Source organism: Streptomyces sp. CB02058 (assembly GCF_001905505.1).
Classification (GTDB): Bacteria; Actinomycetota; Actinomycetes; order Streptomycetales; family Streptomycetaceae; genus Streptomyces.
Genome location: NZ_LIPG01000002.1, coordinates 1320470 through 1346035, shown reverse-complemented (window position 1 = coordinate 1346035; position 25566 = coordinate 1320470). Strand labels below are relative to the sequence as shown.

Annotated in this window: 21 protein-coding genes and 1 pseudogene; 5 read left to right on the top strand and 17 right to left on the bottom strand. The window is 71.4% G+C overall.

All coding sequences use genetic code 11. The features are described from left to right. Window positions 1-99: 99 nt before the first annotated feature. Together AMK10_RS13260 and AMK10_RS13255 are read right to left on the bottom strand one after the other, a co-directional pair. The gene (locus tag AMK10_RS13260; protein WP_073747876.1) at window positions 100-714 is read right to left on the bottom strand and encodes a DUF1349 domain-containing protein; all 615 of its coding nucleotides are present in this window, start codon (window positions 712-714) and stop codon (window positions 100-102) included. Further along, a complete protein-coding gene (locus AMK10_RS13255) occupies window positions 711-2231 on the bottom strand; it encodes an aldehyde dehydrogenase (NADP(+)) (RefSeq protein WP_073747875.1) in 1521 nt (506 codons plus the stop codon). Before AMK10_RS13255 ends, AMK10_RS13260 begins: the two co-directional genes overlap by 4 nt. Window positions 2232-2385: 154 nt before the next feature. Here AMK10_RS13255 and AMK10_RS13250 point away from each other — a divergent pair, with 154 nt between their 5' ends. Then, complete coding sequence (locus AMK10_RS13250; protein ID WP_073747874.1) at window positions 2386-3156, top strand: IclR family transcriptional regulator; 771 nt, start codon at window positions 2386-2388, stop codon at window positions 3154-3156. A gap of 126 nt (window positions 3157-3282) precedes the next feature. Continuing rightward, window positions 3283-4737 (top strand): peptidoglycan D,D-transpeptidase FtsI family protein, encoded by a 1455-nt coding sequence (locus AMK10_RS13245; RefSeq protein WP_073747873.1) that lies wholly within the window; start codon window positions 3283-3285, stop codon window positions 4735-4737. A 91-nt stretch (window positions 4738-4828) separates the two neighbouring features. On the opposite strand, the gene AMK10_RS13240 is transcribed toward AMK10_RS13245, so the two are convergent. Further along, complete coding sequence (locus tag AMK10_RS13240) at window positions 4829-6319, bottom strand: NCS2 family permease (RefSeq protein WP_073747872.1); 1491 nt, start codon at window positions 6317-6319, stop codon at window positions 4829-4831. Window positions 6320-6537: 218 nt separating this feature from the next. Between AMK10_RS13240 and AMK10_RS13235 the strand changes: the two genes are divergently transcribed. The 3 genes from AMK10_RS13235 to AMK10_RS13225 all read left to right on the top strand — a co-directional run bounded on the left by AMK10_RS13235 (window position 6538) and on the right by AMK10_RS13225 (window position 8797). Continuing rightward, the gene (locus AMK10_RS13235; RefSeq protein WP_073747871.1) at window positions 6538-7110 is read left to right on the top strand and encodes a SigE family RNA polymerase sigma factor; all 573 of its coding nucleotides are present in this window, start codon (window positions 6538-6540) and stop codon (window positions 7108-7110) included. After that, window positions 7110-7820 (top strand): hypothetical protein, encoded by a 711-nt coding sequence (locus AMK10_RS13230; RefSeq protein WP_073747870.1) that lies wholly within the window; start codon window positions 7110-7112, stop codon window positions 7818-7820. Before AMK10_RS13235 ends, AMK10_RS13230 begins: the two co-directional genes overlap by 1 nt. Before the next feature lie 143 nt (window positions 7821-7963). Then, complete coding sequence (locus tag AMK10_RS13225) at window positions 7964-8797, top strand: pectate lyase (protein WP_073747869.1); 834 nt, start codon at window positions 7964-7966, stop codon at window positions 8795-8797. Here AMK10_RS13225 and AMK10_RS13220 read toward each other — a convergent pair. The 14 genes and pseudogenes from AMK10_RS13220 to AMK10_RS13155 form a co-directional block, all read right to left on the bottom strand. Further along, window positions 8794-9930, bottom strand: coding sequence for a dienelactone hydrolase family protein (locus tag AMK10_RS13220; protein WP_241839526.1), 1137 nt, complete (start codon window positions 9928-9930; stop codon window positions 8794-8796). The genes AMK10_RS13225 and AMK10_RS13220 overlap by 4 nt on opposite strands. Continuing rightward, the gene (locus AMK10_RS13215; protein ID WP_073747868.1) at window positions 9927-11033 is read right to left on the bottom strand and encodes a pectinesterase family protein; all 1107 of its coding nucleotides are present in this window, start codon (window positions 11031-11033) and stop codon (window positions 9927-9929) included. The genes AMK10_RS13220 and AMK10_RS13215 overlap by 4 nt, the downstream gene beginning before the upstream one ends. 93 nt (window positions 11034-11126) lie before the next feature. Continuing rightward, on the bottom strand, window positions 11127-12455 hold the full coding sequence (locus AMK10_RS13210; RefSeq protein WP_073747867.1) for a pectate lyase family protein: 1329 nt from the start codon (window positions 12453-12455) through the stop codon (window positions 11127-11129). A gap of 56 nt (window positions 12456-12511) precedes the next feature. Further along, window positions 12512-13336 carry a rhamnogalacturonan acetylesterase gene (locus tag AMK10_RS13205; RefSeq protein ID WP_073747866.1) on the bottom strand — a complete coding sequence of 275 codons (825 nt, stop codon included), beginning with the start codon at window positions 13334-13336 and terminating at the stop codon, window positions 12512-12514. A 129-nt stretch (window positions 13337-13465) separates the two neighbouring features. Next, window positions 13466-14800 (bottom strand): ABC transporter substrate-binding protein, encoded by a 1335-nt coding sequence (locus tag AMK10_RS13200; protein WP_073747865.1) that lies wholly within the window; start codon window positions 14798-14800, stop codon window positions 13466-13468. A gap of 68 nt (window positions 14801-14868) precedes the next feature. Next, window positions 14869-15912, bottom strand: a pseudogene (locus AMK10_RS13195) (pectate lyase family protein); the annotation flags it as partial. 26 nt (window positions 15913-15938) lie between these two features. Continuing rightward, window positions 15939-17495 (bottom strand): glycoside hydrolase family 43 protein, encoded by a 1557-nt coding sequence (locus tag AMK10_RS13190; RefSeq protein WP_073747864.1) that lies wholly within the window; start codon window positions 17493-17495, stop codon window positions 15939-15941. Then, on the bottom strand, window positions 17492-18316 hold the full coding sequence (locus tag AMK10_RS13185) for a PmoA family protein (RefSeq protein WP_073747863.1): 825 nt from the start codon (window positions 18314-18316) through the stop codon (window positions 17492-17494). The genes AMK10_RS13190 and AMK10_RS13185 overlap by 4 nt, the downstream gene beginning before the upstream one ends. Then, window positions 18313-19485 carry a Gfo/Idh/MocA family protein gene (locus AMK10_RS13180; protein ID WP_073747862.1) on the bottom strand — a complete coding sequence of 391 codons (1173 nt, stop codon included), beginning with the start codon at window positions 19483-19485 and terminating at the stop codon, window positions 18313-18315. The genes AMK10_RS13185 and AMK10_RS13180 overlap by 4 nt, the downstream gene beginning before the upstream one ends. Next, window positions 19482-20837: a pectate lyase family protein gene (locus AMK10_RS13175; RefSeq protein ID WP_073747861.1), complete on the bottom strand. Its 1356-nt coding sequence runs from the start codon at window positions 20835-20837 to the stop codon at window positions 19482-19484. The genes AMK10_RS13180 and AMK10_RS13175 overlap by 4 nt, the downstream gene beginning before the upstream one ends. Before the next feature lie 5 nt (window positions 20838-20842). Then, on the bottom strand, window positions 20843-21760 hold the full coding sequence (locus AMK10_RS13170; RefSeq protein ID WP_073747860.1) for a carbohydrate ABC transporter permease: 918 nt from the start codon (window positions 21758-21760) through the stop codon (window positions 20843-20845). Beyond that, on the bottom strand, window positions 21757-22692 hold the full coding sequence (locus AMK10_RS13165; protein WP_073747859.1) for a carbohydrate ABC transporter permease: 936 nt from the start codon (window positions 22690-22692) through the stop codon (window positions 21757-21759). Before AMK10_RS13165 ends, AMK10_RS13170 begins: the two co-directional genes overlap by 4 nt. Window positions 22693-22881: 189 nt before the next feature. Next, entirely contained in the window at window positions 22882-24627 is a 1746-nt protein-coding gene (araD, locus tag AMK10_RS13160) for an L-arabinonate dehydratase (protein WP_073747858.1), read from the bottom strand. Beyond that, on the bottom strand, window positions 24624-25526 hold the full coding sequence (locus tag AMK10_RS13155) for a dihydrodipicolinate synthase family protein (protein WP_073747857.1): 903 nt from the start codon (window positions 25524-25526) through the stop codon (window positions 24624-24626). Before AMK10_RS13155 ends, araD begins: the two co-directional genes overlap by 4 nt. Between the last annotated feature and the right edge of the window lie 40 nt (window positions 25527-25566).

The following is a 25566-nucleotide window of genomic DNA, read 5'->3' as shown; positions in this document are numbered from 1 at the left end:
GGTGAACGGCAGGCGCACGGGACACCGCGTCCCCCCACAGGCCGAAGGGCCCGGAATCCTCTCGGATCCGGGCCCTTCCCGCACCTGTGTGCCGTTGTGTCAGCTGCCGTCCCGCAGATCGGCCGGGCCGGCGGGCCGGAAGGCGATGTGGTCGAACGACACCGCGCAGCCGTCACCCGTGGGCGACTGGACGAGGAAGCCGATACGGGCCGCCGCGCGCTCCTCCTCCGTACCGAGCGTGAAGAACCGCACGAAGGTCCACCGCTCACCGTCCGCCGAGGCGTGGAAGGCGAACGCGCCGCCGACACGGCTGAGCCGCAGCCAGTGGCTGTCGCCCTCCACCTCGGCGGAGTTGACGTCGTCGGACTGGCCGCGGGTGACCACGGTGCAGACCGTCGGGCGTTCCGGGGAGAGCTCCAGGCAGATCTTCGCCCAGTCCCGCTCCCCCACGTGGAGGTAGAGGACGCCCGCGTCGAAGGCGGCGGCGAAGTCCACGCTCACCCGGGCGATCAGCTGGAAGTCGCCCTCCGGCGCCGCGCCCAGCAGGCGGGGCGCGTCGGTGGCGGGCTCCAGTGCGTCACCGCCCGGCGGGACGAAACGGTCCTGCTTGGCACCGGCCGAGCCGGTCAGCACGCCGTCGGCGTACGCCCACTGCCCCTCGGGGCCGACGGGCCGCAGGGAGAAGGGGAGCTCGGGGAGCTGGACCGCCGTCATGCGCGCCGCCCGTCGACCCGGCGGGGCAGGCCCTGCGGGTTGTCCTCGCGCAGCTCCGGAGGAAGCAGCGCCTCGGGCGTCGACTGGTAGCTGACGGGCCGCAGCCAGCGCTCGATCGCGGTGGCGCCGACCGAGGTGGAGGTGGAGGTGGTGGCCGGGTAGGGGCCGCCGTGGTGCTGGGCGGGGGCGACCGCGACACCGGTCGGCCAGCCGTTGACCAGGACGCGTCCGGCGACCGGGGTCAGCTCGGCGAGCAGCCCGGCGGCGCTGCCGTCGGCCTCCTCGGTGGCGATCTGGAGGGTGGCGGTGAGGTTCCCGGGGAGCCGGGAGAGCACGGCGGTGATCTCCTCCGGGGAGTCGTAGCGCGCCACGACGGTGACCGGGCCGAAGCACTCCTCCAGGAGCGCGTCGTGCGGCCCCTCTTCGGCGAGGCGCCGCGCCGGCACGGTGAGGAAGCCCGCGGAGACGGTGTGCTCGCCGCCCGCGCCCGGGGTGACCGGGGTCTCGACGTCGGGGAGCGCGGCCCGCTCGGCCACTCCACTGACGAAGGCGTCGCGCATCCGGTGGTCGAGCATGACCCCGGCGCCGGTGCCGCTGACGGTCTCGGTCAGCGACTTCAGCAGCTGGTCGCCCGCCTCGCCGGACGGGGCGAACACGAAGCCGGGCTTGGTGCAGAACTGCCCCGAGCCCATGGTCATCGAGCCGCCGAGTCCCGCGCCGATCTGCTCACCGCGCTCCGTGGCGGCGGCCTCGGTGACCACGACCGGGTTGAGGGAGCCGAGCTCGCCGTGGAAGGGGATCGGGGCGGGCCGGGCGGCCGCCGCGTCGAACAGTGCCCGGCCGCCGCGGATCGACCCGGTGAAGCCGGCGGCGGAGACCAGCGGGTGCCTGACGAGCTCGACGCCCGCCTCGAAGCCGTGCACCACGGTCAGGACGTCCTCGGGCAGACCGTGCCGGACCGCGGCCGCGCGCAGGATCGCGGCGCAGACCTCGGAGGTCGCCGGGTGGTCGGGGTGCGCCTTGACGACGACCGGGCAGCCCGCGGCGAGCGCGCTCGCGGTGTCGCCGCCGGGGACGGAGAAGGCGAGCGGGAAGTTGCTGGCCGCGTAGACCGCGACGACGCCGAGCGGGATCTTGTAGCGCCGCAGGTCCGGCCAGGGCGGGGTCCTGCTGCCGTCCTCGTGGTCGATGTGGATGTCGAGGAAGGCCCCCTCGTCGACGACCTCGGCGAAGGCCCGCAGCTGCGCGGCCGTGCGGGCGAGTTCCCCGGTCAGCCGGACCGGGCCGAGCGCGGTCTCCGCGTCGGCGGCCTCGACGATCCGGTCCTTGGCATCGGTGAGCAGATCCGCCGCGGTGCGCAGGAAGGCCGCGCGCACGGTGCGGTCGGCCAGCGCGCCGCGCACGGCGTGCGCCGCCCGGACCGCACGGTCGACCTCCTCCGCTGTAGCCTCCACCGCAACCTGCTCACGCGGGTTCCCCGTTCGGGGGTCGACGCTCCAGACTGGTGCTGCTGCCACCGTGTTTCCTTCCGGTCCACTGCCACACAGGAGAAGTTGTTCGGTATTCTGAACAGCGTTCCTGAACGTGAATACACGGGAACTCTATTTCCGGGCGTTCCGTGTTGGCAAGAAGTCGCAGGGTCGTACAAGAGGGCTGGAAGGGGCATAAGGCATGTCGGTAGCCGAGTCTGGTGGGGCACAGGTCAAGTCCGCTGTGCGGACGGTGGAGCTCCTCGAATACTTCGCGGGGCGCCCCGGTATGCACTCGCTGGCCGCGGTGCAGGAGGCCGTCGGTTACCCCAAGTCCAGCCTCTACATGCTGCTGCGCACGCTGGTGGAGCTCGGCTGGGTGGAGACCGACGCCACCGGCACGCGGTACGGCATCGGCGTGCGGGCCCTGCTCGTCGGCACCTCGTACATCGACGGCGACGAGGTCGTCGCCGCGGCCCGCCCCACGCTGGACCGGCTCTCCGACGACACCACGGAGACCATCCACCTGGCCCGGCTCGACGGGACCAACGTGGTCTACCTCGCCACCCGGCAGTCCCAGCACTATCTGCGCCCCTTCACCCGCGTCGGCCGCCGGCTGCCCGCCCACTCCACGTCGCTCGGCAAGGCGCTGCTCGCCACCCACAGCGACGAGCAGGTCCGCAAGATGCTGCCCGAGACGCTGCCCGCGCTGACCGAGCACACCCTGACCGACCGCGAGAAGCTGATCGAGGAGCTGCACGTCATCCGCGAGCAGGGTTACGCGGTGGACCGCGAGGAGAACACCCTGGGGCTGCGCTGCTTCGGTGTGGCGATCCCCTACCGCACGCCGGCGCGCGACGCGATCAGCTGCTCGGTGCCGGTCGCCCGGCTCACGCCCGCGCACGAGCAGATGGTCAAGGACGCCCTCTTCGACGCCCGCGACCGGCTCACCCTCGCGACCCGGCGGCTCTGAGCCCCCAGAGGGCCTGTCGCGCTCCCGGGAGACCCGCGCTCCTGGGACACCGGCGCTCCTGAGAAACCGGTGAGAAGGAACACGAACGGGAACGCCCCCGGCGCCCCCGTTCGTCCCTCCAGCGGGATGAACAAGACGATCAGGCGCGCTTCGGTCTTCTGTCTGCTCATGGTCCTCGCCCTGCTGGTGCGGGCGACCTGGGTGCAGGCGTACGAGGCCCGGGCGCTCGCAGACGACGAACACAACCGGCGGAACGTGATCGCGCAGTACGCGCAGCCGCTCGGTGACATCATCGTGGCCGGCTCGCCGGTCACCGGTTCGAAGGAGACCCGGAGCGTCGACGACCTCCGCTACAAGCGTTCCTACACCCAGGGCGAGCTGTACGCGGCGGTCACCGGCTACAGCTCGCAGGCGTACGGCGCCACCCAGCTCGAAGGCATCTACAGCGATGTCCTCGACGGCACCGACGACCGGCTCAAGAACCCCGCGGATCTGCTCACCGGCGAACAGACCTCGCCCGGCGACGTGGTGACCACCATCGATCCCGACGTCCAGAAGGCGGCCTTCGAGGCGCTCGGCGACGACCGGGGCGCGGCGGTCGCGATCGACCCGGAGACCGGCCGGATCCTCGGGATGGTCTCCTCGCCCTCGTACGACCCCTCGGACATCAGCGGTACGTCGGACGGCGACGCCTGGCAGAAGCTGCTGGACGACACGGACAAGCCCCTGGTCAACCGGGCGCTGCGGCAGCCGCTCCCGCCGGGCTCGACGTTCAAGCTGGTCGTCGCGGCGGCGGCGCTGGAGAACGGCCTCTACAGCTCGGTCGACGAGGCCACGGACAGCCCAGATCCGTACACCCTCCCGCACACGACCACGGTCCTGTCGAACGAGAACCCCTCGGCCCCCTGCGAGAACGCCACCCTGCGCACCGCCCTCCAGTACTCCTGCAACAACGTCTTCGCGAAGGTCGCGGCCGATCTAGGCCAGGACAGGCTGAAGGCGATGGCGGACGCCTTCGGCTTCGACACCGAGAAGCTGGACGTGCCGGTGCGGGCGTCGCAGAGCGTGTACCCGTCCGGCATGGACGAGGCCCAGACCGCGCTGACCGGCATCGGCCAGTTCGAGGTGACCGCGACGCCGCTCCAGATGGCCATGGTCTCGTCGGCCCTCGCCAACGGCGGTGAGCTGGCCTCGCCGCACATGGTCTCCAAGGTGACCGACTCCGACGGCTCCACGCTCCAGGAGTACTCCGACGACGACACCGAGCGCGTGGTGAAGGCGTCGACGGCCGAGCAGCTGCGCAGCGCGATGGTCACCGTCGTGGAGAAGGGCACGGGCAGCAACGCCCGGATCGACGGCGCCGAGGTGGGCGGGAAGACGGGGACCGCGCAGAACGGCGTGGACAACAGCAACACCCCGTACGCCTGGTTCACCTCGTACGCGAAGGACGACTCGACCGGTAAGCAGGTCGCCGTGGCCGTGGTCGTCGAGGACTCGGGGGCGGCCCGCTCCGAGGTCAGCGGCAACGGTCTCGCGGCGCCGATCGCGCAGAAGATGATGAAGGCCGCGCTGAAGTCCTGAGCCCGGCCGGGGCCTGGCTCCACCGCCCCCGTGCCCGGCCGGGCACGGCTCCGCCATCGTTCCCCTCCGGAGCGGTGGCGGAGCCGTGCGGCTACTTCACGCCGAGCAGCTGCTCGATCGGGTCGATGGCGAAGTAGACCGCGAAGAGCGCCGACGCGCCCCACAGCAGCCAGTGGACCTCACGCGCCTTGCCGAGGACCGCCTTGATGACGACGTAGGCGATGAAGCCCGCGCCGATGCCGTTGGTGATCGAGTAGGTGAACGGCATCACGGCGATCGTCAGGAAGGCCGGGACCGCGATCTCGTACTTCTCCCAGTCGATGTGCCGCACCTGGGCCATCAGCAGGAAGCCGACCGCGATCAGGGCCGGCGCGGCGGCCTGCGCGGGCACGACGGTGACCAGCGGGGTGAGGAACAGCGCCAGGGCGAACAGGCCGCCGGTGACCAGGGAGGCGAAGCCGGTGCGCGCGCCCTCGCCGACGCCCGCCGTGGACTCGACGTAGGACGTGGCGGAGGAGGCGGAGGCGGCGCCGCCCGCGACGGCCGCCGCGCCGTCGATGAGCAGGACCCGGCCGAGGTGCGGGACCTTGCCGTTCTCGTCGAGGACTCCGGCCTCGGTGGAGACGCCGACGACGGTGCCCATCGTGTCGAAGAAGTCGCTGAGCAGCAGGGTGAAGACGAGCAGCACGATCGTGACGGCACCGACCTCCCCGAACGCCCCGAAGAGGCTGAACGAGCCGATCAGCCCGAAGTCCGGGGCGGCCACGAGGTCGTCGGGGACGGCCGGGACGGTCAGGCCCCAGGCCGTGGGGGCGATGTCGGCGATCTCGTTGATGATGACGGCCACGACGGTCATCACGATGATGCTGATGAGGATGGCGCCCTTCACCCCTCGGGCGAGCAGCGCGACGGTGAGCAGCACCCCGAGGCAGAAGACCAGGACGGGCCAGCCGGAGAGCTGTCCGGTGAGGCCGAGCTGGACGGGGACGGAGCCGGTGTCGCCGGGGATGCGGGTGGCGAAGCCGGCGTCGATGAAGCCGATGAAGGCGACGAAGAGGCCGATGCCGACGCTGATGGCCTGCTTGAGCGCGGCCGGGATGGCCGTCATGATCGCCTCACGCAGACCGGTGACGACCAGGACGCAGATGAGCAGCCCTTCCAGGACGATGAGGCCCATCGCGTCGGGCCAGCTCATCAGGGGTGCGAGCTGGAAGGCGACCACGGCGTTGAGTCCGAGGCCCGCGGCGAGGGCCAGCGGCAGATTGCCGCCGACTCCCATGACGATCGTCATCACGGCGGCCACCAGGGCGGTGGCGGTGACGAGTTGGGGGCCCGAGAGGTGGTTGCCGAACTTGTCCTCGGCCGACCCGAGGATGATCGGGTTGAGCACCAGGATGTAGGCCATGGTGAAGAACGTCGCGAAGCCGCCGCGTATCTCGCGTCCGAAGTTCGAACCGCGGGCGCTGATCGAGAACCAGCGGTCGACCGCGTTCCACTTCCCCCCGGTCACCGGGGGTGCCGCGGGCTCGGGCGCGGGTGGTGCTTCGCTCTTGTTCACCGTGGAATCGGCTCTGTCCGGCATGACTCTCCTTGTTGCGTGAAGGTCCCTCGACGGGTAGCTGGATTGTTCACCTGTCGCAGGGGGGTTCAGGTTTTCGCTGTGTTACGCCTTACTGGGAAGCGCACCCGCGTCGAAGCGCTTCCGGGGTGCGCGTTGGTACGCTCTCGCCCCGCGAACGGGAATGGGAACGTACACAGTTCGTTCGAGTGCAGGGAACCAGTGCAGAGAAGAGGTCACCCGTGGGCACGGTCGTCGATGATGCTGCCGCCGCCGAGTTCCATGCGTTCTTCGAGGCGCACTACGCCGAACTCGCCAGGCTCGCCCATCTGCTGACGGGCGAGGCGGACGCGGCCGACGATCTGGCCGCGGACGCGCTGATGGCCCTCTGGCACCGCTGGGACCGGGTCAGGGGCGCCGATCACCCGGCGGCGTACGCGAGGGGCGTCGTCGCCAACCTCGCCCGTACGCGCATCCGCAGCGCGGTGCGCGAGCGCCGCAGGATCGCCCTGTTCTGGGCGCCCCGCGGGGCCGGTGACGGCTACGCGGCGGACGGGCCGGACGTGTCGGCCGTGGTGGACGTCCAAGGGGCCCTGCGGCGGCTGCCGTTCCGCAAGCGCGCGTGCGTGGTGCTGCGGCACGCCTTCGACCTGTCGGAACGGGACACCGCTCTGGTCCTCGGGATCTCGGTCGGTACGGTGAAGAGCCAGACCTCGCGCGGTGTGGCGGAACTCCAGCGGCTGCTCGGATCCGAGACCCCGGCGGCACAGGTACAGGTGGCGGTCGCGGGGCAGCGCACCGGAGGAAGGCATTGATGGACGAGGACCTGCGGGAGCGGCTGCGCACGGCCGCCGCTTCGCACCGGCCCGACCGGGCGCGGATGCTGGCCCGGATCGAGCGCGGGATGGCCCAGGAGCCGCAGGCCCGGCCCGCGCGGGCCCCGCGCTCGCCGATGCCGTGGCTGCGGATCGCGGGCGCGACGGTGGCGGTGTGCGGGGTGCTGACGGCGGGCGCGCTCGCGGTCACCTCGACGGGCCGGGAGGAGCCGTCGGGCGGGCAGCGGGTGGCGGCCGAGCCCGCGCCGCCTGCCCCGGCGTCCCCGTCCCCGGTGCGGGGCGGCGAACTGCCCGCGGGCAAGGGCCCGCTGTGGTCGGACGGTTCGCTGGATCCCAACAGCAGCGACTACTGGGCGCAGAGCGAGGTGGTGGTCAAGACGACCGAGCCGCTCACCGCGCTCACCGTCGAACTCCGGATCGCGATGAACGGAGGGGTGAACACCACCGGTTCCTGGCGTTCCCTGCCCGAGGGGGACTTCGAGGCCACGGCGGGCGAGGAGGACGGCTACCTCGTCTACCGCTGGACGCTGAAGCCGGGCCGGAGGGTTCCCACGGGCACGCACACCTTCGCGGGGCAGTACAACCACGCGGAGGGCGCCCGCGACACCGGGCAGGACGACTACACGGCGCGGGCGCGCGCGGCGGACGGGACGACGTCGGTGGGCGGCGGCTTCAGCGACACGCGCTGAGTACGGCGACCCGGGAACGGTGCGCACCGGGGGCGGCGGTGACTGGGAAGGAAAACACGTCCGGAACCCGGCAACCCTTTCGTGGGCGGTGGCGACTCTGGAACGCGACACTCCCCCACCCCCTACGAACGGGACCGACGAACATGAGCGAACGAGCGCACACGCACAGGCGCCGCCCCGGCAAACGCCGTATGGCCGCGGCGCTGACCGCGGCCCTCGGCCTCACCGGCGCCGCCCTGGCCACCAACGTGATGCTCCAGCCCGCCGGCGCGGCGACCGCCGCCGTGCCCGCCTGGCCCAGCGCCACCGGATCCCAGGCCGTCTCGAAGACCATCGAGGTCTCGGGGACGTACGACGGCTCGCTGAAGCGCTTCTACGGGAGCGGTGACCTCGGCGGGGACGGTCAGGACGAGGGCCAGGACCCGATCTTCAAGCTGGCCGACGGGGCGACGCTGAAGAACGTCATCCTGGGCTCCCCCGCCGCCGACGGCGTCCACTGCTCCGGCAGTTGCACGATCCAGAACGTCTGGTGGGAGGACGTCGGCGAGGACGCCGCCTCCTTCAAGGGCACGTCGACCGGCTCCGTCTACACGGTGTACGGCGGCGGCGCCAAGAAGGCCTCCGACAAGGTCTTCCAGTTCAACGGCGCGGGCAAGCTGGTCATCACGAAGTTCCAGGTCGCGGACTTCGGCAAGCTGGTCCGCTCCTGCGGCAACTGCTCCAAGCAGTACAAGCGCGAGATCATCGTGAACGACGTCGACATCACGGCGCCCGGGAAGTCCCTGGTCGGTATCAACACCAACTACGGGGACACCGCGGCACTGCGTTCGGTGCGCATCCACGGTGACAGCAGCAAGAAGATCAAGCCGTGCGTCCGCTACACCGGCAACAGCACCGGTGCAGAGCCGACGGAGACGGGCAGTGGCCCGGACGGCACGTACTGCCGCTACACCGCGTCGGATCTCAGCTACGACTAGGTCTGCGGCGGCAGCGAGGCGCCCCCACCGGGTCCCGGTCCGGACCCGGCGGGGGCGCCGAGCCATGTGCCGAGCCAGGTGTGGACGTCGTCCTGCATGGCGGCCGTGAAGACGTGCCCGGCGTCCGGCCAGAGCGTGGTGGTGAGCCGGTCGCCCGCTCCCGCCGCGTCCCAGACCGCGCGGAGCTTCGCGTACGCCGTCTCCACCCCGGCCGCGGTGAACAGGTGGTCGCGGCCTCCGGCGTGGAACAGCGCGGGCTTGGGAGCGGCGAGGGACGCCACGTCCGGGATGTCGAGCAGGCGGTTGAGTCCCGGGTGGAGCATGAAGTACGCGGACTGGCCCCGCAGGGTGTTGTTGCCCGGCACCATCATCTCCTTGAGCCCCGTCATCCAGCAGACGGCCGCCGCCGCCCGGACTCCGTCGGACAGGGCGGACAGCTGCCAGGCGCGGTAGGCGCCCATGGAGAAGCCCAGCGCGCCGACACGCGCCCCGTCGACCTCGGGCAGCGAGGCGAGGAAGGCCGCCGCGCGGATGTCCTCGTGCGCGGCGAGTCCGGCCAACGAGGTGCCCAGCTGGAGGAGGTTGGCGCCCAGGGCCTGCTGGTCCTCGTGGACGAGCGGGCCCCTGTCGCCCCAGCCGAGGGTGTCCACGGCGAGCACGGCGTAGCCGCGGGCGGCCAGCTCGTCGCCGATGAACCGGCCGTCGTAGTACCGCTCGGTCCAGGCGGTGGCCAGGGCGAGACGGCCGGGATCCGACCAGGGCCGCACGGTCTTCTCACGGCCGATCGAGAACTCTCCGCCGTGGTCGTGCAGGAGCAGCACGGCGGGGAAGGGGCCCGCGCCGTGCGGCACCAGCAGGGAGCCGCGGGCGCGGGTGTAGCGGCTCAGGGCGAACTCCACGGTGCGTCCGGAGTACGTCCCCGAGCGGTGCTCGTCGACCGTCACCGGGTCGAAGGGCTCGGGCCCGGGTCCCGGCGGCTGGAGCAGCGCCTCCCCGGCCGCGGCGCGTGCCGTCGCGCGCCAGGCCGGGAAGTCGCGCGTGGTGGACCTCTCCCAGGAGAGCGGAAAGGTGAGTTCGTCCCGGAGCCGCTCGTGGAAGACGGGCAGCACCCCGTGGGTGGTGCCCGGCGTCACCCCCGGGGGCGCCAGTCGCCGAGGTAACCGGCGGGGGTGTGGGAGCGGGCCTCGGACGCGGTGAGCTGGGGGCGTTCGGCCGGGTCGGTGATGCGCGCGCCGGGGCCGGTGTTGCGGTACTCCGCGAAGCGCTGGTCCTGCCAGGGGAAGCCCGCGGACATCGTGCCGTACGGTGTGACCGCGTCGATGCCCGCGCCGAGGTGGCTGTCGCGGACCGTCAGCATCGGGTGCGCGGTGAGGTCCGACGAGGGCACCCAGGGGCGGGCCAGCTTGTAGTACGCGTCGGGAGCGGTGCTGGTGATCCGGGAGCGCAGGACCAGGTATCCGCGCGGGTTGGCTCCGGCGGTGCTGGGTGCGAAGACGAAACCGTACGGGACCGAGGCCAGGTCGGTCCGTGTCAGTGTGCGGAAGTGGCAGCGGTCGAAGACGGCGGTGGCCCGGCCGAAGACGAAGTCGACATCGCCCTCCACGTAGCAGTCGCGGTAGTACTGCCGGGCGAAGGCGGTCAGGGCGAGGGAGTCGGCGTACAGGGTGTCCTGGTGGCCGAGGAAGCGGCAGCCGAGGAACGCCGAACGGTCGCCCTGGACCTTGATCGCGACGGCCTGGGTGCCGGTGTACTCCGGGTGGTCGGCGCGCAGCCAGTCGTTGGCGAAGGTCACGTCGCGGGCGGTGAAGTCCGCGGCCTGGACGGTGACGCTGGCGGACCCGCTGGTGCCGTAGGTGCCGGAGCCGTCGGGCTTGGGCGTGCCGGCCGCGTTGTCGTGGACGATGACGGTGTCGCGCGGGTCGCCGCTCGCGCCGATGAGGGTGAGGCCGGACCTGGCGGCACCGATGGTGACCGCGCCGCGGTAGGTGCCGGGGGCGATGACCAGGGTGTGGCCGGTGCCGGTCGCGGCCTCGACGGCGGACCGGACGTCGGTGTGGTCGCCCCTGCCGAGCGGGTCGACGTACAGCGTCAGGGCGTCGAGGCGGCGGGACGGTGAGCCGTAGGGGCCGAAGGGGCGGCTGTGCGGTGCGGGGCCTGCGTGGGCGGCGGGGGCGCCGAGGGCGAGGGCCGCTCCCGCGCCCGCGAGCAGGGACAGGGCACTGCGTCTGCTGGGCATGGCGGTACTCCTTGCGAGGAGGGCCGGCCGGAGCGGCGCCTTCCGGGGTGGTGGAAGGGTGCGGTGCCGCTCCGGCCGGATCGGGGGGCGGGGTCAGCGGGCGGAGGTCCTGCCCGCTCCCGCCTTGATGGCCACCAGCGCCGGGACGGCGAGCGGGTGGTTGACCTTGGTGCGCAGCGTCGGGGTCCAGCCGGCGCCCGTGGTGAGCTGCTCCTCGGGTACGCCCGCGTTGTGCACGGCGATCAGGTCGGTCTTGCGCCCGTTGACGTAGTTGTCGCCCGCCGTGAGCGGGGCCTCGGACCACTTCTTCAGGATCTTCGCCTTGTCGAAGCCGGAGCCGAGGGTGAAGGCGTTGGACTCGGCGACGAGCTTGGACTCCTTGCCGATGCCGTAGCTGTAGCCGTAGACGCTGCCGGTGGTGGCGACGAAGTGGTTGTTGTAGGAGTCGACCTGGCCGAAGCGGACGCGGGGCGCGCGCTCGTTGACGTTCTTGAACAGGTTGTGGTGCAGCGTCACCCGCAGGTGGCCGCTGTCCGTGGCTCCAGCGCTGTCGCTGTTGCCGATGAGCATCGTCTTGTCGTGGTCCTTGAGGACGTTCCACGAGACGGTGACGAGGTCGGCGCCGCGCACGATGTCGAAGAGACCGTCGTGCTGCTGGTAGACCTTGCCGAAGTAGTGCGGCTGGTCGGCGTCGGGGCGGTCGCCGTCGCTGAAGGTGTTGTGGTCGACCCAGACGTGGGTGGAGCCGTAGACGACGAGGTTGTCGTACTCGGAGTTCCAGGCGCCCTGGTCACCGTCGGTCGGGTCCCACTGGGGGAAGCAGTCGTAGGTGTCCTCGAAGGAGATGTTGCGGACGATCACGTTGGAGACGTTCTTCACCTGGAGGCTGGCTCCGATGATCGTGGCGTCCTTGCCGACCCCGACGAGGGTGGTGTTGGACGGGACGTTCACGTTGACCGCGGCGGCCTGCAGCTTCGCGGACGCGGCGCGGGCGTCCTCCAGCGGGCCGGAGGGGACCGCGTCGGTACCCCAGACGGCCGGGTCGTAGGCCGCGAGGTACTTCTCCAGGGTGTAGCCGTCCTGCTGGTAGGCCTCGCAGCCGATCGGGGTGCCCTCGGCGTCGGAGTTGCCGTGGACGGTGCCGTCGATCCTGACGATCTTCGGCGCGTCCCCGGCCTCCTCGAAGGCTGCGATGAGCTCGGCCCGGTTGCTCACGGTGTAGACGTGCTCCGGGGTGGCTGCCGAGCCGCCCGTGGTGGAGCCGTCGGCGGCGGCCCAGCCGTCGCCCGCGGGGAGTACGGCGCGCTCGATCCCCTTGCCGTGGTGGGAGGAGGCCTGGGCGGGGACGCTGACGGCCAGGGCCAGCGAGGCGCAGCCCATCACCACGGCGATGGCTCGGACATGTCTCGTGCGTGCGGGCATGACGAATCCTTAACTGTCGTACGGGGGGAGGAAGAAGCGTGCGGGAGGTGCGGGGATCAGGCCTGCGGCCAGGTGATCCACGCCTCCGGTACCGGCGCGTCGAGGCGGCGCAGATCGCGCGGGGCGAGCACGCGCCCGTCGAGCAGCGCGCGTGCGGTGGTGCGGGCCACCTCGACGGCGCCCCGGGGCCGGAAGTGGGTGTTGTCCTGCTTGCCGTCCGGGTAGTTCGGCGACTCGCCCGGCTCCAGCCAGTTGAAGTACGCCAGGGTCCCGTCCGGGCCGAGTTCCTGCCAGCGGGCCAGGGAGAGTGCCTGGAGGTCGAGCAGGGCCACGCCCTCCTCGGCGGCCAGGGCGCGCATGGCCGCGGGATACTCGCCGTGGGTGGGCTTCGCGGTGCCGTCCTCGGCGAACCGGCGGCGCTCGACCGGGGTGATCAGCACGGGCTCGGCCCGGCGCTCACGGGCGCCCTGGATGTACTGCCGCAGATACTCCTGGTACGTGGTGTAGGGGTCGGTGCCCCGGGCGGGGTCCTCGGTCTTCTCGTCGTTGTGGCCGAACTGGATGAGGACCAGGTCGCCGCCGCGGACGCCCTCCAGGAGGGCGGTGAGCCGGCCCTCGTCGATGAAGCTCTTGGAACTCCGGCCGTTCATCGCGTGGTTGGCGACGGTGAGCGAGTGGCCCAGGAAGAAGGGGAGGGCCATGCCCCAGCCGGTCTCGGGTGCCGCGGCGGCGTACTTCTGGGCCGCCGTGGAGTCGCCCGCGATGTGCAGCGTCCGGGGCCTGGGCCTGCCCCGGCCGCCGTCCGCGAGTGCGGGCGTGGCGGCGAAAGCGAGGGGCAGCGCGAGGAGCGCGGCTGCCGTCCGTCTGCGGGTGAGTGACACAGGATGACTGCCTCTCTCGGAGGACAAACGTGAGGTGGTGCACGTGGGGAGGGACCGGCGGCGGGACGCGACCCGGACCGCCGCCGGTCCCCCGGTCACCGGGGTGCCTGGCGTGGCGTGGGCGGCGGCTCAGCCGTTGCCCAGTTCCTTCCACTCCTTCTGGGCGGCGTTCAGTTCCTCGGCCATCTTGTCGAGGAACGCCTTGGCCGTGATCTTGCCGAGGAGCAGCTTCTGGAACTCCGGCTCGTTGTCGGCCTTGCTGATGTTGTTCCAGTCGGGCAGGTAGTACGGGAGGTCGACGACCTTGGTGGAACCGTCGGTCAGGGCCTTCGCCGCGAGAGCGGTGGGTTCGGTCTGGGAGATCCAGGGGTCCTTGGCCGCTTCGGTGTTGGCCGGTATCGCGCCCGCTGACTCGTTCCACTTGCTGTTCGACTCATGGGAGGCGGCGAACTCGATGAACTTCCAGGCGGCGTTCTTGTTCTTGCTGGAGCGGAACAGGCCGAGACCGTCGACGGGGTTGGAGACCTGGACACGGGTGCCGCCCTCCCCGATCGGGGCGGGTATGCCACGGAACTTCTCCTTGCCGAGGGCCTTCAGGTGGTCCTGGTAGGAGCCGAGGTTGTGGCTGAGCATCCCGATGGTGCCGGAGTCCCACTGGGCGACCATCTTGGTGAAGTCGTTGTTGACGTCGGCGGACGGCGTCGTCTTCTTGAAGAGCGCGGCGTACTTCTCCAGCGCCGCGACGTTCTTCGGGTCGTTCAGGGTCGTCTTGTCGCCGTCCCAGAACTCTGTCATACCGGTCTGGCCGTAGATCGCGTCCAGCGCCTGGGCGATGGAGCCGGCGCCGCCGCGGATGGTGTAGCCGAACTTGTTCTTCTTGGCGTCCGTCAGCTTCTCGGCGGCCTCGTAGAACTTGGGCCAGGTGGCGGGCTCGTCCAGGCCGGCCTCCTCGAACAGGTCGGTGCGGTACCAGAGCGCGCCGTTGTTCGCGGAGGTGGGCACGGAGTACAGGTCGTCGCCCCGGCCCGCGGCGGCTCTGACGCTCTCGACCATGTTCTCGACGAGCTTGCCCTTGAGCGACGAGCCGTCCAGGCGGTCGTTGACCGGCTCCAGGGCCTCCTGGGAGACCATGTTGGCCAGGTAGGCCGTGCCGACACCGCCGACGTCGGGCAGGCCGCCGCCCGCGATGGCCGTGTCGTACTTGGACTGGACGTCAGCAATCGGGATCGGGACGTACTTGACCTTGATGTCCGGGTTGGCCTTCTCGAAATCCTTGATGATCTCGGTCCAGATCTCGGTGCGCGGACCACCGTTGTTGTCCCAGAAGGTGATCTCGCCCTTGCCGCTGCCCTCCGTGCCTGAGCTGCTGCCGTCGTCGCCGCAGCCGGTGGCCGCGATGGCCAGGACCGCCGTGAGGGACACCGCGGTCGCGGCACGCCCCCGGAGCGTCTTCGAGATGTTCATGTCGGCTCTTCTCTCTCGGATCTGTACGCGTGCGTGGGGGGAAATCAGTGGTGTGTGCCGTGCGGCGCGGTGCCGATGTACGTCTGCGGGCCGGCGTTGCGGGTGACGAGCTTGGGCACGTCGGCGGCCCGGTGCAGGGTGTACGGGTAGAAGTCGCGCGGCTCGAACGCGGTGCCCCGGGTGTCGGTGCGTCCCGTGGTGTTCCTCAGGATCGATCCGCGCTGGACCAGCTCGGCCGTGTCGTCGGCCTGGTAGGGGTGCTGGACGTCCTGGTAGTAGCTGTTCTCGATGACCATCTTCGTGGCGCCGCGCGCCCAGTTGCCGTACGTCCACAGCGGGTCCCCGTCCGCGACCTGCGCGGAGAGGTAGTTGTTGTAGAGGTGGGCGTAGGCGCAGTTGTCGGCGGACGGGTTGCGCTGCTTGGTGCCGCTGAACCAGTTGTGGTCGATCGTGATCTGCGTGGTGACGTTCTCGGTCCAGCCGATGCCGAGCGCCTTGTTGTGGTGGTCGAAGTGGTTGTACGACACGGTGATGTACTGGCTGTCCTTGCGGATGTCGAGCAGCCCGTCGCCCATGTGCGTCAGCCGGTTGTGGTCGATCCAGACGTGGTCGGCCGAGTCCATCTGGATCGCGTCGAAGTCCGTCGTCTTCCCGTCCCAGTCGCCCTCGATGTACGAGTCGCGGATGGTGAGGTTACGGATGATGACGTTGCTGGTGCCGGGGTTCAGGTGGAGCTCGCCGTGGACGATCTCGCCCGTGTCGCCCGCCCCGACGATGGTCTTGTCCGACGCGACGTCGATGTCCGCCCCGAACGGCTCCACCGCGATGGAGCCGGCCACCCGGATGACGTAGGGCTCCTCGGCACCGGCGTACTTCTCCAGGCCCGCCTGGTCGGTGACGGTCACCACCTCGCCGCCGCGGCCCCCGGTGGTGCCCCCGGCGAGCGAGGCGAACCCGTGCGGGGTGCCGGGCCCGCCGCCCGGGTGGGCGGCGGCCGGCCGCGGCGCCTCCGCCGCCGCCCCGCCCGGGGCGGTGGGCAGCAGGAGGGCGGCGAGGGCGAAGGCCGTGAACAGCGTTCTCGCTCTGGTGCGCTCGGTACGGAGGTGCGTCATTGCGGCTCCCATACAGCGGTGCGGGGTCAGGTGGTGCGAGGTCTTTCGCTGGTGCGGAATGCGGTGAACCCGGCGGTTCCGGAGGGCCCGGTGCCGGTCGGTGCGGTGGCGAAGAGGCCGAGCAGCGCGCCGACCCAGCGCCAGGGGGTGGCGGCGAAGACCTGGCCGGAGGCCCTGAAGCCGGTGCCGTCGCCGGTGTCGGCGAAGAAGCGGCAGCGTGCGCCCCTGCCGACCTCGATCCGGACGCGGACGACGGCGCCGGGCGCGGGGCGGGGGTGTTCGGCGTCCCGCTCGTGCTCGGCGACGGTCTCGGCGTACCGGTGCACGAGCCGGGCCGTGCCGTCGGGGCCGGCCTCCAGGCCGATCCACGAGAAGGCGTCCCCGAGCACGGCGAGCCCGGCCTTGGAGCCCGGCTCGTCGCTGTCCAGCGTGATGCCGACCTCGACGGTGAACTCCTCGGCGGGCAGCCGCTGCACCAGGACGTTGGGCAGGGCGCGCAGATCGTGCGCGTACGCGGTCCGTACGCAGCTGAGCCGCAGCCCGTCGCCGGCGTGCCCGACGGTCCAGCCGGGCCGGGGGTTGGCCGTCCACTGCCACTGGCGGCCGTGGCGCCCGCCGGGGAAGTCGTCGCTGGACGCGGGTGTCCCGGGAGTCCCTCCCGGGCCCTTCGGCAGGGGGTGGACGAGGACGGGTTCGCCCCGGTCGCCGATGACCGGCCAGCCGTCCTGCCAGGTCATGGGCTGGAGGTGCACCACCCGGCCGTACGCTCCGCGTGCCTGGAAGTGGAGGAACCAGTCCTCGCCCGCGGCGGTGCGGACCCAGCCGCCCTGGTGGGGGCCGTTGACCTCGGTGGCGCCCTGTTCCAGGACGACGCGCTCCTCGTAGGGCCCGTCGAAGGTCCGCGAGCGGAAGGCGCCCTGCCAGCCGGTCTCCACTCCCCCGGCCGGGGCGAAGATCCAGAACCAGCCGTCGTGCCGGTAGAGCTTGGGGCCTTCGAGGGTGAACCAGCCCGGGATCGTGTCGGCGTCGATCAGGGTCGTGCCCTCGTCGAGGAGCTCGCGTCCGTCGGGGCTCATCCGGTGGCCGGTGAGCCGGTTCTTGATGCCGGAGCGGGACTTCGCCCAGGCGTGCACCAGATAGGCCTCGCCCGTCTCCTCGTCCCAGAGCGGGCAGGCGTCGATCAGGCCCTTGCCCGCCTTGACGAGGTGCGGGGCGCTCCAGGGTCCGCGGATGTCCTCGGCGTTGATCTGCTGGATGCCGTGGTCGGGGTCGCCCCAGAAGATCCAGAAGCGTCCGTCGTGGTGGCGCAGCGAGGGCGCCCACACCCCGCAGTCGTGGCGGGGCACGGCGAAGTCCGCGTCTGGTCCGAGCCGTTCGAGGGCGTGGCCGATGAGGGTCCAGTTGACCAGGTCGCGGGAGTGCAGCAGCGGCAGCCCGGGAACGCGGCCGAAGCTGGAGGAGGTGAGGTAGTAGTCGTCGCCCACGCGGACGACGTCCGGGTCGGACCAGTCGGCGTGCAGCACCGGGTTGCGGTAGGTGCCGTCCCCGAGGTCCGCGGACCGGAGCCTCACGGGGGCGCTCATGTGGTCGCCACCTTGCGGACGTGGGCGGCGGCGGCGTCGCGGTCGAGGCGGCCGTCCGCGACGACGGTGACGACCCGGCGGACGACGGTGGCTCCGGCGGGGACGGGCAGCCGGCGGTCGGCGGCGAGGGACGAGCCGACGCCGGGGTATTCGGTGGTCCGTACGAACCACGGGTCGCGCCGGGTCTCCTCGGTCGCGCCGGCGAAGACGAGCGTCCAGCCGTCCCCGGCGAGGGCCAGCCAGTCCGCGGCCCTGCCGTGCACGGCCTCCTCGCCGTCGAGGGTCCCGCTGAACACGGCGGGCGGGGCGGCCTCCTTGGGGGCGCGCCAGAAGAAGCCGCCGTATCCGGCGCCGGGGCGGCCGTTGGTGGCGGGGCTGCCGATGGAGAGGTCGCCGCCGCCCCGGTTGGTCAGGGAGAAGGAGAAGTCCAGCGCCCAGGCGGTGTCGGAGAGTTCGGTGACGGCTACGGTGCGGTGCTCGCGCAGCAGCTCGGTGCCGTCGGCCTCCCAGCTGAGCTCCTCCACGAAGCCGTCCGGGTCGCGGAGCTTCCAGCCGAGGTGGCGCTGCGTCCCGTGGTTGTCGAGCTCGGTGGGGCCCTGGTCGCGGACGAAGGTGCGTCCGCCCCAGAAGTTGTGCCCGGCCACGTCCGGCACCGCGACGGAGGCGCCGAGGTGGTGGATGTGGTCGGCCGGGCGCTCCTCGGTGACCGGGGTGCCGGCGAGGGTGGTGACGGGGTGGAGGTAGGGCCGGCCGTCGGTTTCGGGCCGGTAGGTGTAGCGGCCGACGGGGCGTCCGGCGCAGCTGAGGAGTGCCGTGGTCATGGTGTGCTCACCTCGCTGGGGCGCGCCCATGAGGCGCCTAGTTCGGAGAAGAGGGTGAGGGTGTCGGCCGCGGCGGCGACGGTTCCGTCGATGCCGCGCACGACGCGCCGGATGCCGCCGTTGGGTCCGTCGGGCCGGGTGTGCCAGGCCGCGGCGGGCAGCGCGGTGGGTTCGGGTGCGGTGCGTACGGCTTCGACGACCCGCATGAAGGCGCCGGTGCGCTCCGGCGGCACGAGGAGCGCGGTGCCGTGCTCCAGGTGGCCGACGAGGTTCTCCAGGAGGTCGGTCCGCCCGTGCACGGCCTCCTCGGGCCCGTGGCCCGCGCGCTGGACGAGGACGCGGTCCTGCTTGTACCAGAAGGTGATGCGGCCCCGGTCGCCGTGGACGATCACGTACGGCTCGCCCGCCTCCTCGGCGCAGAGGGTGACCGCGACGGTGACGGGGAGCCCGTCGGTGGTGGTGACGCGGACGCAGCTGGTGTCGTCGGACTCGATGTCGTGGGCCCTGAACAGCTCGGTCTCGATGGACGCCACGTCCTCGGCCGTCCCCCGGTCGGCGAGTTCGAGCGCGGTGGCGACGGCGTGCGCGAGCGGGTTGGTGAGCACCCCGTCGACCACGTCCGTCCCGCCGAGCCTGCGGCGGCCCGCCCAGGGCGCCCGGCGGAAGTAGGTGTCGTCGCGTACCCAGGCCCCCGCGGCGCCGATGCCGCGCAGTTCTCCGATGGCTCCGGAGCGTACGAGGTCCTTGATGGCGGGCACGGCGTGCGAGCCGAAGGACTGGAAGCCGACCTGGCAGGCGATGCCCGCCTCCCGTACGCCCTCGGTCATGCGGGCGTAGTCGTCCCAGGTCGCGGCGGGGGGCTTCTCCAGGAGGAGGTGGACGCCCCGGGCCGCCGCGGTGAGGGCGAGCGCGGTGTGGGTCGGGATGGGGGTGCAGATGATCGCGGCGCGGGCCCCGGTGGAGTCCAGGAGGGCGCCGAAGTCGGACGACTGCTCGGGGAGTTCACCGGCGAACGCTTCGAGCTCGTCCTCGGTCAGCGGGTTCAGCTCGCAGATCCCGGCCAGCCTGACCAGGCCCTGGTGCTGGAGCCGGCGGATGTTGGCGAGGTGCCAGCGGCCGTGGCCCCTGGCACCGGCCAGGACGATGGGGAGGGGGGTGCTCGTGCTCATCGGGCCGCCCTCCCCGCTCCGGCCTCGCGGGCTACGTCGGCGGCGGCGCGTTCGGCGCTGTCGACGGGGCCGTGCAGGGCGGGCGTCCAGCCGGTGTCGGGGCTGAGGTCCTGCTCGCTGCCGGAGTTGTAGGCGTTGTAGATGGACACGAGGTCGACGGGGAAGCCGTTGAAGACGGTGCCGCGCTGGGTGAGCGCGCTGCCGTTCCAGCTCTTGAGCAGGTCGGCGACCTCGACGTGGCCCGGGGCCTCGAAGGCGTTGTTCTCCGCGACGATCCGCGACTCGGTGGAGACGCCGATGGAGTAGCGGTATTCGGCGTCCCCGGGGATGACGTAGCGGTTGTTGTAGAGGTGGACCTGGCCGAAGCGGACCCGGGGCGCGCGCTGCACGACGGAGTGGAACTCGTTGTGGTGCAGGGTGACGCGGAGCTTGCCCCGGTCGGTGGTGACACCGTCGCCGTTGCCGATCAGCATCGCCTTGTCGTGGTCGGCGAACCGGCTCCAGGAGACGGTGACCAGGTCGGAGCCGTTGGTGATGTCGAGGAGCCCGTCGTGGCGCAGGAAGTTGCGCCCGAACAGGGTGGGCTCCTTGTCGTCGGGCCTTCCCCTGTCGCTCGCGGTGACGTGGTCGACCCAGACATGGGTGGCGCCGCGCAGCCAGAGCGTGTCGTACGCCGTCTTCCAGTCGCCGAGTCCGCCGGTGTTGGGCTGCCAGGCCGGGAAGCAGTCGTAGGCGTCGCGCAGTTCGAGGTTGCGGACGATGACGTTGTCCGCGTCCCTGACCTGGAGGCTCGCGCCCTTGAGCACCGCGCCGGTACCGACGCCGACGAGGGTGGTGTTGGAGCCGACCAGGAGTTCGACGCGCTCGGCCTGGCGGGCGGCGGATGCCTTGCGGGCGTCCTCCTGGGCTCCCGCCGGCTTGGCACCGCCCCAGGTGCGGGGGTCGTAGGCGGCGAGGTAGGCGTCGAGGGCGTAGCCGTCGGTGGCGTAGTCGGAGCAGTCCAGGCGCCGTCCCCGGTCGTCGGTGTTGGCGTCGATGGTCCCCGCGACCTTGATGATCTTCGGGGTGGAGCTGCCGCCGTCGAGCGCCGCGACGAGCTGCGCCCTGGTGCGCACGGTGAAGACGTGGGCGTCGTCCGCGGCCGAGCCGCCGGTGGTCCCGGCGCCCTCGGCCGCCCAGCCGTCGCCCTCGGGCAGGACCTCGCGGCCGAGGTCGCGCTCCGGGGGCGCGGGCCGTGCCGAGGGGGCCGGGGTGGCCGCCTCGGCGCCCGGCTGGAGGGCCAGGCTGCCGAGCAGCAGGGCGAGCGCGGCGGCGGCTCTGCGCGCCGTACGGGGACGGAGCTTGGGGGTCATGTCCGTCATCCCTTCACGGCGCCCGCGCTGAAGCCGGTGATGAGCCACTTCTGGATGAAGGCGAAGACGATCACCACGGGCACGGCGGCGATGACTCCGCCCGCGGCCAGCGCGCCCAGGTCGACGCTGTCGGCGCCGATGAGGGTGTTCAGGCCGACCGGGATCGTCTGCTTGTCCTGCTCGCTGAGGAACATCAGGGCGAACAGGAAGTGGTTCCAGCTGTGGACGAAGGCGAAGGAGCCGACGGCGATGAGTCCGGGGCGCAGAAGCGGCAGGACCACGGCGCAGAAGGCCTTGAAGCGGGAGCAGCCGTCCACCCAGGCGGCCTCTTCGAGGGAGACCGGCACGTTCTTGATGAAGCCGCTGATCAGGATGATCGACAGCGGGAGCTGGAAGACGGTCTCCGCGATGACGACACTCCCCAGGGAGTTGATCATCTGGAGGTTCTTGAAGATCTCGAAGAGCGGCACGAGCATCAGGGCGCCCGGGATGAACTGCGAGCAGAGCAGCGCCAGCATGAAGGCGCCCTTGATCTTGAAGTCGAACCGGGCCAGGGCGTAGCCGCCGGCCAGCGCGACCAGGGTCGTGGCGATCAGCGTCGCGACGCCGACGATCATGCTGTTCTGGAAGAAGAGGGCGAAGCTGCGCTCGTTCCAGACCTTGGAGAAGTGGTCCCCCGTCATCGGCCAGGGCACCAGCGAGGTGGAGCCGGCGGGCCGTACGGCGAAGAGGAACATCCAGTAGAACGGGATGAGCGTGAAGAGCAGATAGATGCCGAGCGGCACGTAGATCTGCCAGCGCGGTACGTCGTCGAAGGCACGCTCGCGCTTGCTGCGCCGGGGCGCGGAGGGCGGCGGGGCGTCGTCGCCCGCGGCCAGGCCCGGCGTGCGGGCGCTGTTCTTCTCTGCGAGTGCGGCAGTCACTTGTGGTCGCCTCCGAACTTGCTCAGGCGCAGATAGACGATCGAGCAGAAGAGGAGGATCACGAAGGCGACGGTGGTGAGCGCCGAGGCGTATCCGAAGTCGTGGCCCTCGATGCCTGTATTGGCGACGTAGAGCGGGAGTGTGGTCGTCTCACCCGCCGGCCCGCCGCCGGTGAGGGTGTAGAGCAGGTCGACGTTGTTGAACTCCCAGACCCCGCGCAGCAGGGTGGCGAGGATGATCGCGTCGCGGAGGTGCGGGAGGGTGATGTGGAAGAACTGCCGCATCCGCCCCGCGCCGTCCACCGACGCCGCCTCGTACAGCTCCTTGGAGACGGACTGGAGGTCGGCGAGGATGAGGATGGCGAAGAAGGGGACACCGCGCCAGAGTTCGGAGATGGTCGCCGCCCAGAACACCGTCCCGGTGTCGGAGAGCACCGAGGTGCCGTACTCGCCGATCCCGGCGTCCGCGAGGTAGCGGCTGAAGCCGGTGGAGGAGTTGTAGAGCAGGATCCAGATGGTGCTGGTCAGCACACCGGAGACGGCCCAGGGCGAGAAGACCATGGCGCGGGATATCCCGCGGCCTATGAAGGTCTGGTTGACGATCAGCGCGAGCGCGAGGCCGAGTGCGAGCTGCAGGGTGACCTGGGTGAAGACCCACTGGGCGCTGAAGCCGAGCGTCGACCAGAACTGGTCGTCCTCCGTGAAGATCCGGGTGAAGTTGTCGAAGCCGGCGAAGCCGTTCCGCCACGGCTTGGTGACGTTGTAGTTCTGCAGGCTGTAGTAGAAGACGCTGATCACCGGATAGGCGATGAAGCCCAGCATCAGCAGGCCCGCGGGCGCGATCAGCAGGTACGGCAGGCGGCGGGGACTCGCCGAACGGCGCTTGGGCGCCTTTGCCTTGGGCGGCGGTGGGGCCACGGCTGTGTGGGCCATGACGCTCTCCGATCTCTGGGAAGTGCGGGATGTGCCGTGCTCTCGGTGCGTTCTCTCGGTGTGGTGCGGTGCGTGCGCTCCGTGCTCACGGTGCGTTCGGTGCGCGCTTTCCGTGCATGGTGCAAGCGCTTACCGCATGCCGTTCGGTATCCCGGACGGGAGCGGCGCGCTGAATTCCGTGCGCCCGGTTCAGCCCGCGTACGGGTCGGGCACTTCTCCCCGCCGGGCCAGGAACGTGAAGTCGCATCCCGTGTCGGCCTGGGTGATCTGGTCCTGGTAGAGCGCGCCGTATCCGCGCCCGTAGCGGGCGGGCGGCTCGGTCCACTCGGACCTGCGCAGCTCCAGCTCCTCGTCGGACACGTCGAGATGGAGCAGCCGCGCCTCCACGTCCAGCGTGATCAGGTCCCCGGTGCGGACCAGGGCGAGCGGTCCGCCGACGAAGGACTCGGGCGCGATGTGCAGGACGCAGGCCCCGTAACTGGTGCCGCTCATCCGGGCGTCGGAGAGCCGCACCATGTCACGCACGCCCTGCTTGAGCAGGTAATCCGGGATCGGCAGCATGCCGTACTCGGGCATGCCGGGACCGCCCTTGGGGCCGGCGTTGCGGAGCACCAGCACATGGTCCGGGGTGAGGGCCAGGGCCGGGTCGTTGATGGTGCGCTGCATCTCCTTGTAGTCGTCGAAGACGACCGCGGGTCCGGTGTGACGGAGCAGATGCGGCTCGGCGGCGATGTGCTTGATGACGGCGCCGTCGGGGCAGAGGTTGCCGCGCAGCACCGCCACGCCGCCCTCCTCGGCCAGGGGGTTGTCCCGCTCCCGGATGACGTCGGTGTTGTGCACGAGCGCCCCGTCGATCTGCTCGCGCAGGGTGTCGTGGGTGACGGTGGGCCGGTCCAGGTGGAGTACGTCGGTGAGCCGGGCCAGGAATCCCGGCAGCCCTCCGGCGAAGTGGAAGTCCTCCATCAGGTACTTCCCGCCGGGGCGGAGGTTGGCGAGGACCGGGACGGTGCGGGCGATGCGGTCGAAGTCGTCCAGGGTGAGCTTCACCCCGGAGCGGCCGGCCATCGCGATGAGGTGGATGACGGCGTTGGTGGAGCCGCCGAGCGCGAGCACCGTGGCGACGGCGTCCTCGTAGGCGTCTGCCGTGAGGATCTTCGACAACGTGAGCTGCTGCCACACCAGTTCGACGATGCGGAGGCCGGACTGCGCGGCCATCCGGTCGTGGCCGGAGTCCACCGCCGGGATGGAGGAGGCTCCCGGCACGGTGACGCCCAGCGCCTCGGCGGCGGCCGTCAGGGTCGAGGCGGTGCCCATCGTCATGCAGTGGCCGGGAGAGCGGGCGAGCCCGTTCTCCAGTTCGCCCATCTCGCAGTCGCCGATGAGTCCGGCCCGCTTGTCGTCCCAGTACTTCCACATGTCCGTGCCGGAGCCCAGGACCTCGTTGCGCCAGTGGCCCGGCAGCATCGGCCCGGCGGGCACGAAGACCGTCGGCAGGTCGACGGAGGCGGCGCCCATCAGCAGCGCGGGGGTGGACTTGTCGCAGCCGCCGAGCAGCACCGCGCCGTCGACGGGGTAGGAGCGCAGCAGCTCCTCCGTCTCCATCGCCAGCATGTTGCGGTAGAGCATCGGGGTCGGCTTCTGGAAGGTCTCCGAGAGCGTGGAGACCGGGAACTCGAGCGGGAAGCCGCCCGCCTGCCAGACGCCCCGCTTGACCGCCTGCGCGCGGTCGCGCAGATGGACGTGGCACGGGTTGATGTCGGACCAGGTGTTGAGGATCGCGATGACCGGCTTGCCCAGGTGCTCCTCGGGGAGGTAGCCGAGCTGCCGGGTGCGGGCGCGGTGGCTGAAGGAGCGGAGCCCGTCCGTGCCCCACCACTGGTGGCTGCGCAGCTCCTCGGGGGCGATGCGGCGGCCCGTCGTACCGTCGGCTGTCATATCGACCACCCGGCGACCTGGTCGGCGACCTCGGCGCGCTGCGCCTCGGGGAGCACCCGGCTCGGCGGACGTACGTCGCGGCGGCAGAGTCCGAGCGAGGCCAGGGCCTCCTTGACGACCGTCACGTTGTTCGCGGACTGCCGGTCGGCGCGCAGTTCCTCGAAGCGGCGGATCCGCTCCCAGACCTTCATCGCCGCGGTGTAGTCGCCGGCCCGCAGCGCCTCCAGCATGTCCAGCGAGACGCCGGGGGCGATGTTGACCAGGCCGGAGGTGAAACCGGTGGCGCCGGTGGCGAAGTAGGAGGGGGCGTAGAGCTCGGCGAGCCCGGCGACCCAGACGAACCGCTCCAGGCCGGCGTCACGGGCGAACGCGCCGAAGCGGGCGGCGTCCGGCACGGCGTACTTCACGCCGATGACGTTGGGGCAGGCGTCGGCGAGCTCGGTGAGCGCCTCGCCCGTCAGCAGCGGGTTGCGGATGTAGGGGACGACGCCGAGCTCCGGGACGGCCTCCGCGATGGCGCGGTGGTAGTCGATCCAGCCGTCCTGCGAGACGTAGGGGTGCACGGGCTGGTGCACCATCACCATCTCGGCGCCGGCTTCCCTGGCGTGCTCGGCGGCGGCCACGGCGGTCGGCACGTCGTGGCCGACACCCACCAGCACGGTGGCCCGGCCGCCCGCCTCCTCGATGGTCAGCTCGGTGACGGTACGCCGCTCGTCGGGGGTGAGCGCGTAGAACTCACCGGTGTTGCCGTTCGGGGTGACGATGCGGACGCCGCCGTCGAGCAGCCTGCGCAGCAGCGCGCGGTGGGCCGGGACGTCGATGCTCCCGTCCTCGGTGAACGGGGTCACCGGGATCGCCACTACGTCTGCGAGGGCCGCCTTCAGCGGGGTGAGGTCCATGCGGACTGGCCTTTCGTCGGAGTGCTGGTGAGTCGGTTCC